The following is a 10,704-nucleotide window of genomic DNA, read 5'->3' as shown; positions in this document are numbered from 1 at the left end:
GGGTAAGGGAGCGCGAATGCGGCTCTGGTTGTGTGGCGGGGGCGTTGCGTCTGCCGGGTTCTTGTCGGTGGCCGGCTGCGGGTTCGTCGTGGCTGGTCGCGCAGTTCCCCGCGCCCCTAAAAGCCGTGCCCGCGCCCGGCATCACAACGCACCCGCAGCTGCGTACGCGCGCAAGGGGGTGCCGGGAGGGTTTGTGGGCGGCTGCGGGTTCGTCGTGGCTTGTCGCGCAGTTCCCCGCGCCCCTAAAAGCCGTGCCTGCGCCCGGCATCACAACGCACCGTTACCCCGGCGCACCGACCCATCTGCGCACCGATGCCACACCTCCCGGCGCGCCCCCGACCCACGAACCAACCGCAGGCGCCCAAGCCGCAACGGCGGGGCAGACACTCGACGACCGGCGGGGAAGCGCGCCCCTCAGGGGCGCGGGGAACTGCGCGACAAGCCACCACGGCGGGAACGAACCCCACAACCCCAGGCACCCACCACGCAGAACCGCCCCAATCGCCAGAGGCTAGCGACGCCGGCGGTGCAAAGCGATCGCGGCGGCCGTGCCGCCCGCCACCGCACCGACCCCCGCCGCCGCCGGAAGACCGACCTTCGCCGCCTTGCGCGCCGTGCGGTAATCCCGCAGGCGCCAGTCGAACTGGCGGGCGTGCTTGCGGAGCTTGGTGTCCGGGTTGATCGCGTAGGGGTGGCCCACCAGCGAGAGCATGGGGATGTCGTTGTGGGAGTCGCTGTAGGCCGCGCAGCGGGAGAGGTCCAGGCCCTCCGCCACCGCCAGCGCCCGTACCGCCTCCGCCTTCGCCGGGCCGTGGAGCGGCTCACCGACCAGCTTGCCCGTGTAGACGCCGTCGACCGACTCCGCGACCGTACCCAGCGCGCCGGTCAGGCCCAGGCGGCGGGCGATCACCGTGGCGATCTCCACGGGGGCCGCCGTGACCAGCCACACCTTCTGGCCCGCGTCCAGGTGCGCCTGCGCCAACGCGCGCGTGCCCGGCCAGATGCGCTCCGCCATGTACTCGTCGTAGATCTCCTCGCCGATCGTCATCAGTTCGGCCACCCGGTGGCCCTTGACGATCGAGAGGGCGGAGTCGCGCGCCTCCTGCATGTGCTCCGGGTCCTCGACGCCGGCCAGCCTGAACCACGCCTGCTGCCAGGCGAACCGGTAGAGGTCGCGGGTCTCGAAGAACTTCCGCTTGTACAGGCCCCGCCCGAAGTGGAACAGCGCGGCACCCTGCATGACGGTGTTGTCGAGGTCGAAGAAGGCGGCGGCCTTGTCGTCCCCGTGTACGGGGAACTGGGGTTCGGCGTCGCCGGGCAGGCCCTCCATGCCTTCGAGGCCCTGCAGTTCCTGTTCCTGCGAGGACTTGCGCGCTGCCTCCGCCGAGGCCTCGCCTGCCAAAACGCTCCGCGCCGTGGCGGAGCGCCTACGGGGAGTGAGCCATCCAAGAGCGGCCATGACGTGAGCATAGCCAGTCCGTTCGGCGCTTCCGGAGTCGAGAGGTTTGAACAGTGTGAACTCTCTGGGGCCGTGTCGTTAAGGAGGCGACGAGGAGGCGAACCGTTCCGGCGTGTCCGCGTGCCGTGAGCGGCGCGAGAATGGCGGCATGAGTCCCCTCTTCAGGCGCGCCGACCGCCGTACGGACAAGCAAACGGCTCATGTGGCCCATGAGCCCCACCTCGTCACCCTGATCCGCAAGCCCGGCTGCCATCTGTGTGATGACGCACACGCCGTCATCGAGAAGGTCTGCGGTGAGCTCGGCGTCGCCTGGGAGGAGAAGGACGTCACCCAGGACGAGGAGCTCTACCAGAAGTACTGGGAACAGATCCCGGTCGTGCTCGTCGACGGAGAGCAGCACACTTTCTGGCGCGTGAACGAGCAACGCCTCCGCAAAGCCCTCACATGAGACCTGACTGAGTAGTCCAACTGGTCCAGAACGTCGCTTAGGATCGATGGCGAACTGGTCTCGGGGGCGGGGATCGTTGAGGAGAGTGTGCGGCTTTGCCCCCATCAAGTGAGGAACGACGGCGCCCGCGCGCCGGTTCCATACGGATGCGCCGGGGGCGCGTGACCCCGGTCACGTTGGCCGGGCAAATCGGACACCATCTTTGTGCACGCGTTCACAAAGACATAGCCTGCATTCGACGGGGCGGTCTGGGGACGTGTGACCGCCTAAAGCCCCGCGCTACCCGCAGGAGCACCGTGGCAACTGGCCGTACTCACCGACCGGCGACCCGCAGCCGAGGGATTCCCGAGGCCACCGTCGCCAGGCTTCCGCTGTACCTCCGCGCGCTGACCGCACTGTCGGAGCGCTCGGTACCCACGGTCTCCTCCGAGGAGCTCGCGGCCGCGGCGGGGGTGAACTCCGCGAAGCTGCGCAAGGACTTCTCGTACCTGGGCTCCTACGGGACGCGGGGCGTGGGGTACGACGTCGAGTATCTCGTCTACCAGATCTCGCGTGAGCTGGGGCTGACCCAGGACTGGCCGGTTGTGATCGTCGGTATCGGTAACCTCGGCGCCGCGCTGGCCAACTACGGCGGGTTCGCGTCCCGCGGGTTCCGTGTCGCCGCGCTGATCGACGCCGATCCGGCGATGGCCGGGAAGCCCGTCGCGGGCATCCCCGTGCAGCACACGGACGACCTGGAAAAGATCATCGATGAGAACGGCGTGTCGATCGGTGTCATCGCCACTCCCGCCGGAGCCGCCCAGCAGGTGTGCGACCGGCTCGTCGCCGCCGGGGTCACCTCCATCCTGAACTTCGCGCCGACCGTGCTCTCCGTGCCGGACGGTGTCGACGTGCGCAAGGTGGATCTGTCGATCGAACTCCAGATCCTCGCCTTCCACGAGCAGCGCAAGGCCGGTGAGGAAGCCGAGGCCGCGGGTGAGTCCGAGGCCGTGATCCAGACTCCCAAGGAGTCCGGGAAAGGGCCCGACGGGGACGTCCCCGCCGTGATGCCGGCATGAGTCTCCTCGTCGTCGGGCTGAGTCACCGCAGCGCTCCGGTGAGTGTGCTGGAGCGGGCCGCGCTGTCCCCGGACACGCAGATCAAGTTGCTTCAGGACACGGTCGCCGCCGAACCGGCCACCGAGGCCGCCGTCCTCGCCACCTGCAACCGCATCGAGCTGTACGCCGACGTGGACAAGTTCCACGCGGGCGTCGCCGAACTGTCGACGCTGCTCGCCCAGCACAGCGGCGTCGGCCTCGACGAGCTCACGCCCTATCTCTACGTGCACTACGAGGACCGGGCCGTCCACCACCTCTTCTCCGTGGCCTGCGGGCTGGACTCGATGGTGGTCGGCGAGGGCCAGATCCTCGGACAGATCAAGGACTCGCTGGCCCGGGCGCAGGAACTGCACACCGCAGGCCGGCTGATGAACGACCTGTTCCAGCAGGGCCTCAGGGTCGGCAAGCGCGCCCACTCCGAGACCGGCATCGACCGCGCCGGCCAGTCCCTGGTCACCTTCGGTCTGGAACAGCTGGCCTCCGGCGCCGACGTCGAGACCTGGGCCCGGGGCAAGCGGGCCCTCGTCATCGGCGCGGGCTCCATGTCCTCCCTCGCCGCGGCGACCCTCGCACGCGCCGGCGTCCGCGAGATCGTGATCGCCAACCGGACGTACGACCGCGCCGAACGCCTCGCCCAGATCCTCACCGAGCAGGGCGAAACGGATGTGACGGCTCGCGCGGTCACGATGGACGCGGTCCCCGCCGAGCTGACACGTGCCGGACTTGTCGTGTCCTGTACGGGCGCGACCGGCCTCGTCCTGACCGCCGAGTCGGTCGCGACGGCGGTAGAGGGACGTGTCCCCGCGCAAGGGGGCCCGGCCACCGCCGGCGCCGAGTCCGGCCGCACGGCAACCGGCACGGGCGTACGACCCGTACACGAGGACACCCCGCTGCCCCCCACCTCCGTCGGCACCGAGGAGGGCTGCCCGCTCGACCTGTCGGCCGTGCAGGGCGGCGGCTTCTCCGTGCTCGGGGAGGCCGCGGTCGCCGGGATGGACGCGGCGACGCTGGAGCAGCACGCGGCCTGGGTGGACAACGCGACCGTCGACCGCCGCGAGCGCCGCCCTTCGCCCGCCGCCGACGCCGAGCTCATCACCGCGCTCGCCGCCACCGTCCGTGTCACCGGACGGATCCCCGAGCGGCGCAGGCCCGAGTCGGTCGTCGAGGTGCCCCGGCCCGAGCCCGTACTCGCGCTCCTTGACCTGGCGATGCCGCGGGACATCGACGCGGCCGCGCACCGGCTGACCGGAGTGCGGCTGGTCGACATCGAGTCGCTCGCCGAGGCCTCCGCGGGGGCGCCCATGGCGGCCGACGTGGACCAGGTGCGCCGGATCGTCTCCGACGAGGTGGCCGCCTTCGGCGCCGCTCAGCGCGCCGCCCACATCACACCCACTGTCGTGGCCCTGCGGACCATGGCCGCCGATGTCGTAGCCGGCGAGATCGCGCGGCTCGACGGGCGGCTGCCCGGCCTCGACGACAAGGAGCGCGGCGAGATCACCCAGACCGTGCGGCGCGTCGTGGACAAGCTGTTGCACGCGCCGACCGTACGGGTCAAGCAGCTCGCGGCCGAGCCCGGCGGCGCCGGGTACGCGGACGCGCTGCGGACCCTGTTCGACCTGGACCCGGAGACGGTCGCCGCCGTCTCGCGGGCCGACGACGAGACCGACGGCTCCAAGAAGGACGCCGAGAACCGAGGGCGAGCATGAGTGAGCCACACGTACAAAGGGCCCTGAGGCTCGGGACCAGGCGGAGCAGGCTCGCCATGGCCCAGTCCGGGCAGGTGGCGGACGCCGTGCGCCGGGTGACCGGGCGGCCCGTCGAGCTCGTGGAGATCACCACCTACGGCGACACCTCCCGCGAACACCTCGCCCAGATCGGCGGCACCGGAGTCTTCGTCACCGCGCTGCGGGACGCACTGCTCGGCGGTGAGGTCGACTTCGCGGTGCACTCCCTCAAGGACTTGCCCACCGCACAGCCCGACGACCTGGCGCTGGCCGCCATACCGAAGCGCGAGGACCCGCGCGACGTGCTGGTCGCCCGGGACGGGCTGACGTTCACCGAACTGCCGGACGGTGCCCGCGTGGGGACCGGTTCCCCGCGGCGCATGGCCCAGCTGAACGCGTACGCGCGCAGCCACGGGCTGAGCATCGAGACCGTGCCGATCCGGGGGAACGTCGACACCCGCATCGGATACGTGCGGAAGGGCGAGCTGGACGCCGTCGTCCTCGCCGCCGCCGGACTGACCCGGATCGGCAGGATCGACGAGGTCACCGACTTCCTGCCGGTCGACATGGTTTTGCCCGCCCCCGGCCAGGGGGCACTGGCGATCGAGTGCAGGGCGGCGAACACCGCCGAAGACGCGCACCTCGTCGCCGCGCTCAGTGAGCTCGACGACCCGTACACACGGGGCGCCGTGACCGCCGAGCGGTCCCTTCTCGCCGCCCTGGAAGCCGGCTGCAGTGCCCCCGTGGGCGCGCTCGCCGACCTTCTGGGCGACGGGCAGATTGTCAAGGAAATGCGCCTGCGCGGCGTCGTCGGCACCACCGACGGCTCGACGCTGGTGCAGTTGTCCACCACCGGTCCCGTGCCCGAGACGTACGACCAAGCAATGGCGCTCGGCCGTGAACTCGCCGCCGAGATGCTTGCCAAGGGCGCGGCCGGTCTGATGGGGGAGCGAGCACATTGAGCCCCACCACCCTTTCCGCCGCTCAGGACCACGGGCACGTCACCTTCCTCGGTGCCGGACCCGGGGATCCGGGACTGCTCACACTGCGCGCCGTGGAGGCGCTGGCGAACGCGGACGTCCTCGTCGGCGAGCACGAGGTGCTCGACGTGGTCCGTGCGCACGCCCGGTCGGGCGTCGCCGTCCTGGACACCGACGCCGATCCGGCTGCCGCGTCCTCCGGGCCCTCCGCGGATACGTTCGCGGGCACGCCGCAGCTCTCGGTTGTCGACGGCGCGTCAACAACCGCTGGTGCACCCGCTGTGCGGGATGCGGCACATCTTGTCATGGAGGCCGCGCGGGGCGGCAAGCGGGTCGTCCGTGCGGTGTCCGGTGACCCCGGGCTCGACACGTACGCCGCTGAGGAGATGCTGGCGTGCGCCGCCGAGGGCGTGCCGTTCGAGGTCGTGCCCGGTGTGGCCGCCGCCGTGGGTGTGCCCGCGTACGCGGGTGTGCCGCTGCGGGACGCGCAGGGCGCCGACGTACGGTTCGTGGACGCGCGCACGGCCTCCGACCGGTGCTGGACGGAGGTCGGGGCGTCGGACGGGACCGTCGTGGTCTCGGCGACGCTGGAGACGGTGGCCTTGGCCGCCGGTGAGCTGGTGGCGGGCGGCCGCAAGCCGGACACTCCCCTGACGGTGACGGTCGCCGGTACGACCACCCGGCAGCGCACCTGGACGGCCACGCTCGGCACGATCGCGCAGACCCTGAAGCAGGCGAAGGTGCTGCCCTCGCCGCAGGGCGGCCGGCCGGTGATAGCCGTGGTCGGTGAGCGTTCCGCCGCCGCCCAGCGCGACCAGCTGTCCTGGTTCGAGTCCAAGCCGCTGTTCGGCTGGAAGGTCCTCGTACCGCGGACGAAGGAGCAGGCGGCGTCGCTCTCCGACCAGTTGCGCTCGTACGGGGCCGTGCCGCACGAGGTGCCGACGATCGCCGTCGAGCCGCCGCGGACGCCCCAGCAGATGGAACGTGCCGTCAAGGGCCTGGTGACCGGGCGCTACGAGTGGATCGCGTTCACCTCGGTCAACGCCGTCAAGGCGGTCCGCGAGAAGTTCGAGGAGTACGGGCTCGACGCGCGGGCCTTCGCCGGGATCAAGGTCGCGGCGGTGGGCGAGCAGACGGCCAACGCGCTGATCGCCTTCGGTGTGAAGCCGGACCTGGTGCCGAGCGGGGAGCAGTCGGCGGCGGGGCTGTTGGAGGACTGGCCGCCGTACGACCCGGTCTTCGACCCGATCGACCGTGTCTTCCTGCCGCGTGCCGACATCGCCACCGAGACGCTGGTGGCCGGTCTCATCGAGCTGGGCTGGGAGGTCGACGACGTCACGGCGTACCGCACCGTGCGGGCGTCGCCGCCGCCGGCGGAGACGCGGGAGGCGATCAAGGGCGGCGGGTTCGACGCCGTGCTCTTCACGTCGTCGTCGACGGTGCGGAACCTGGTGGGTATCGCTGGCAAGCCGCACAACGTGACGGTCATCGCCTGTATCGGTCCCGCCACGGCCAAGACCGCCGAGGAGCACGGGCTGAGGGTCGACGTCATGGCTCCCGAACCGTCCGTCCACCGGCTGGCGGAGGCGCTGGCGGACTTCGGTTCGCGTCGCAGGGCCGCCGCCGTGGAGGCGGGGGATCCGGTGACGCGGCCTAGCGAGCGGCGGCCGGGGGCGCGGAGGCGGCGCTCGACGACCTGAGGCGCACCTGAGGCGCACATGTGCGGCCCGCACCCGTGGACTCGGGTGCGGGCCGTGTGTGTCTGCGGGCCGTGTGTGTCTGCGTGTGTCAGGCGGGCTGCCACAGCTCGATTCGATTGCCCTCGGGGTCGGTGACCCAGCCGAATCGGCCGACGCCCTCCATGTCCTGCGTTTCCTCGGCCACGTCCGCTCCCTTGGCGCGGAGTTGCGCGAGCATCGCGTCCAGGTCGCGGACCCGGAAGTTGAGCATGGTCCGCTGGTCGCGGGACCCGAAGTAGTCGGTCCCGGACTCGAACGTCGCGAACACCGTCGGCCCGGTTTCCTGACGCCACAGGCCGTGCTCGTCGGCGTCCAGGCCCAGGCAGTCGCGGTACCACGCGCTCAGGGCCGTCGGGTCGGTGGCCCGCAGGAAGTACCCACCGATTCCAAGCACACGTTCCATGGCGCCATCCTGCCAGGACGTGCCCGGCCCTGCCCGGCCCGACACCGAGTCGGCAAAGGGACCCATGGGCCAGGCGTAGCGTGGGTGGTATGTCGAAGTACGGTTCTTTTCCCGGTACGCGGCCCCGCCGGCTTCGTACCACGCCCGTCATGCGCCGCATGGTCGCCGAGACGCGTCTGCACCCGGCCGACTTCATCCTGCCCGCCTTCGTGCGGGAGGGCGTCAGTGAGCCGGTGCCGATCGCGGCGATGCCCGGGGTGGTGCAGCACACGCGCGACAGCCTGAAGAAGGCGGCCGCGGAGGCCGTCGAGGCCGGGGTGTCGGGGATCATGCTCTTCGGCGTGCCGGAGGAGAGCAAGAAGGACGCCCTGGGGACGCCGGGGACGGATCCGGACGGGATTCTGCAGGTCGCCATCCGTGATGTGCGTGCCGAGGTCGGGGATGATCTGCTCGTCATGTCCGATGTGTGTCTCGACGAGACCATCGACCACGGGCACTGCGGTGTGCTCGACGAGCAGGGCCGCGTCGACAACGACGCCACCCTGGAGCGGTACGCCGAGATGGCCCAGGTGCAGGCCGACGCGGGCGCCCATGTGGTCGGGCCGAGCGGGATGATGGACGGGCAGATCGGGGTCATCCGTGACGCGCTGGACCAGATCGGGCGCGAGGACGTCGCGATCCTCGCCTACACCGCCAAGTACTCGTCCGCCTTCTACGGTCCGTTCCGGGAGGCCGTGGCCTCGTCGCTGAAGGGGGACCGGAAGACGTACCAGCAGGACCCCGCCAATGTCCGGGAGTCCATGCGGGAGTTGGCCCTCGACCTGGAGGAAGGGGCGGACATGGTGATGGTCAAGCCCGCCGGTCCCTACCTCGACATCCTCGCCCGCGTCGCGGACGCCGTGGATGTGCCGGTCGCCGCGTACCAGATCTCCGGCGAGTACTCGATGGTCGAGGCCGCCGCCGAGAAGGGCTGGGTCGACCGGGAGCGCGCGATCCTGGAGACCCTCACCGGTATCAAGCGGGCCGGGGCGCAGAACATCCTGACGTACTGGGCCGTCGAGGCGGCGCGGATGGTGCGCTGACGGGCCGCCCCGGGGAGGGCGTCGGGCCGACCCGGGGCGGGCGTCCGACGCAACGGTCCCGGATCGTTCCGGCATCGAACCGGAGACGGTCGTGCATCGCTCTGTGTTCGGTTCGGCAACGGATGGAACTCGGTTCAGGAAACACCCGGAGACGGCCCTGCGTCTTCCGGTGATCTTCTGTCGGTCTGTCCTGAAATTGACGTCGGGAGGCGGAGAATTCTGCGGTTTGACGTACTTCTTCGGTGTCCCTACCTTCTGCGCCTGGCCTGATCCGTTCTGGACGGTCCGAACGTCGATCCCTGGGGGACACAAGTGAGCTGGTTCATCGAGGCACTGAAGAAGTACGCGGTGTTCAGCGGCCGCGCGCGTCGCAAGGAGTACTGGAACTTCGCGCTGTTCGTCGGAATCATCTACGTGGTTCTGGCCATCATCGCCGGCGCGTCCAAGTCCTCGGCTCTCTTCGTCCTCCTCGGCATCTTCTACCTCGGCATCCTGCTGCCCAGCCTGGCCGTCGGTGTCCGTCGCCTGCACGACACGGGCCGCTCCGGCTGGTGGCTGCTGATCGGGATCGTCCCGCTGGTCGGTGCCATCACCCTGCTGGTCTTCACCTGCTCGGACAGCCAGCCGGGCGCGAACCAGTACGGCCCGAACCCGAAGGAGATCCCGGCGCACGTCTGACGCCGTCGCCGCCGTGTACTTCGGCTGATGCCAAGTAGGCATGTGAGGCCGCCCGGTCTTGTCCCGGGCGGCCTTCTGCTTTTCGGGCGGTTTCAGCGGGGCTCCGCCAGCAGCTCCACCAGGCGCGACAGGCCGTCCCCCGCGTGACCCTCGGACAGGGCGTGGTCGAGTAACTGCCGCATCGGCTCGAAGAGGTCGGGGCGGACGCCCTGGTCGGCGAAGGTGTGCAGGAGGTTGGGGAAGGCCGCCTGGTTCGCGGCGATGCTGGAGACGTCGGTCAGGTGCCGGCCGCTGTCGACGGCCTCGGCCGTACGGGGGACGATCCCCGCGGTCATGGCGTTCAGCCAGTCCTCCAGGAGCGGGGCGAAGTCCTGTGCGCTGATGCCCTCCGAGCGGACGAGCGCGTAGGACTGGGCCACGCCCATCACCATGCCGTACATGCCGGTGAGGAGCGACAGGTCGTAGAGGGCGGCGAGGCCGGCGTCCGTGCCCGTCCAGCGGGTGCCGCCCAGCGCGGACAGGGTCGTCCGGTGCCGGTCGTACGCCTCCTGGGAGCCGCTGTAGAGGACGTACGCGGCAGGTGTCGCGATCATCTGGGGTACGGCCATGATGCCGCCGTCGACGTACGCGATGCCGTGCTCCTCCGCCCAGGCGGCGGACTTCCTCGCCTGGACCGGGGTGCCGTTGGTGACGTTCACGAGCGTGCGGCCGGCGAGGGTGGCGGTCAGCGGGGTCAGTACGGCGGTCACGTCGTCGTAGGTCGTGAGGCAGACGACCGTCAGGGGGCTCGCGGCGATCGCCTCGGCGGGGGTGTCCGCCGGGATCGCGCCCTGGGCGACGAGCGGGCCCGTCTTGGAGGCGGTGCGGTTCCAGACCGTGGTGGGGTGGCCCGCCCTGAGGAAGGCGGCGGCCAGGGCCGTGCCCATGAGGCCGAGACCGAGGACGGTGACGGGGGGTCGGGTGGTGTCGGGTGCGTGGTTGTCCGGCATGGCGACCATGCTGGTCGGGTGCCCGACTCGCCACAAGTACCGACTATTTGCTCAGCTGCTTACCTTTTGGTGAGCGTGAGCCTGGGTGGGGATGCGGGTGTGGGT

The 10,704-nt window shown here is 70.7% G+C and carries 10 protein-coding genes; 7 read left to right on the top strand and 3 right to left on the bottom strand.

Annotation, left to right across the window (positions count from 1 at the left end; translation table 11 throughout):
• Positions 1 to 511 precede the first annotated feature (511 nt).
• Positions 512 to 1,459 carry an HAD family hydrolase gene (locus FNH08_RS33105; RefSeq protein WP_152775218.1) on the bottom strand — a complete coding sequence of 316 codons (948 nt, stop codon included), beginning with the start codon at positions 1,457 to 1,459 and terminating at the stop codon, positions 512 to 514.
• A gap of 148 nt (positions 1,460 to 1,607) precedes the next feature.
• On the opposite strand from FNH08_RS33105, the gene FNH08_RS33100 reads away from it, so the two are divergent.
• The 5 genes from FNH08_RS33100 (at position 1,608) to FNH08_RS33080 (ending at position 7,408) form a co-directional block, all read left to right on the top strand.
• Positions 1,608 to 1,907 (top strand): glutaredoxin family protein, encoded by a 300-nt coding sequence (locus tag FNH08_RS33100; RefSeq protein ID WP_152775217.1) that lies wholly within the window; start codon positions 1,608 to 1,610, stop codon positions 1,905 to 1,907.
• A gap of 296 nt (positions 1,908 to 2,203) precedes the next feature.
• Positions 2,204 to 2,965: a redox-sensing transcriptional repressor Rex gene (locus tag FNH08_RS33095; RefSeq protein WP_322725908.1), complete on the top strand. Its 762-nt coding sequence runs from the start codon at positions 2,204 to 2,206 to the stop codon at positions 2,963 to 2,965.
• Positions 2,962 to 4,710: a glutamyl-tRNA reductase gene (locus FNH08_RS33090; RefSeq protein ID WP_152775216.1), complete on the top strand. Its 1,749-nt coding sequence runs from the start codon at positions 2,962 to 2,964 to the stop codon at positions 4,708 to 4,710. Before FNH08_RS33095 ends, FNH08_RS33090 begins: the two co-directional genes overlap by 4 nt.
• Positions 4,707 to 5,690: a hydroxymethylbilane synthase gene (gene hemC / locus FNH08_RS33085; RefSeq protein WP_152775215.1), complete on the top strand. Its 984-nt coding sequence runs from the start codon at positions 4,707 to 4,709 to the stop codon at positions 5,688 to 5,690. The genes FNH08_RS33090 and hemC overlap by 4 nt, the downstream gene beginning before the upstream one ends.
• On the top strand, positions 5,687 to 7,408 hold the full coding sequence (locus FNH08_RS33080; RefSeq protein WP_152775214.1) for a bifunctional uroporphyrinogen-III C-methyltransferase/uroporphyrinogen-III synthase: 1,722 nt from the start codon (positions 5,687 to 5,689) through the stop codon (positions 7,406 to 7,408). The genes hemC and FNH08_RS33080 overlap by 4 nt, the downstream gene beginning before the upstream one ends.
• Positions 7,409 to 7,496: 88 nt before the next feature.
• Here the strand turns inward: FNH08_RS33080 and FNH08_RS33075 are convergent, their stop codons facing one another.
• The gene (locus tag FNH08_RS33075) at positions 7,497 to 7,850 is read right to left on the bottom strand and encodes a VOC family protein (RefSeq protein ID WP_152775213.1); all 354 of its coding nucleotides are present in this window, start codon (positions 7,848 to 7,850) and stop codon (positions 7,497 to 7,499) included.
• Between the two features lie 89 nt (positions 7,851 to 7,939).
• On the opposite strand from FNH08_RS33075, the gene hemB reads away from it, so the two are divergent.
• The gene (gene hemB, locus FNH08_RS33070; protein WP_152775212.1) at positions 7,940 to 8,932 is read left to right on the top strand and encodes a porphobilinogen synthase; all 993 of its coding nucleotides are present in this window, start codon (positions 7,940 to 7,942) and stop codon (positions 8,930 to 8,932) included.
• A 312-nt stretch (positions 8,933 to 9,244) separates the two neighbouring features.
• Positions 9,245 to 9,610, top strand: a complete 366-nt coding sequence (locus FNH08_RS33065) for a DUF805 domain-containing protein (RefSeq protein WP_322725907.1) — start codon at positions 9,245 to 9,247, stop codon at positions 9,608 to 9,610.
• Between the two features lie 92 nt (positions 9,611 to 9,702).
• Here FNH08_RS33065 and FNH08_RS33060 read toward each other — a convergent pair whose 3' ends face one another.
• Complete coding sequence (locus tag FNH08_RS33060; protein ID WP_152775210.1) at positions 9,703 to 10,599, bottom strand: NAD(P)-dependent oxidoreductase; 897 nt, start codon at positions 10,597 to 10,599, stop codon at positions 9,703 to 9,705.
• Positions 10,600 to 10,704: the final 105 nt, after the last annotated feature.

It is taken from the genome of Streptomyces spongiae, from assembly GCF_009377185.1.
Classification (GTDB): Bacteria; Actinomycetota; Actinomycetes; order Streptomycetales; family Streptomycetaceae; genus Streptomyces; species Streptomyces spongiae.
The sequence above is the reverse complement of the archived record's forward strand: the minus strand, read 5'-3'. Positions and strand labels throughout refer to the sequence as shown.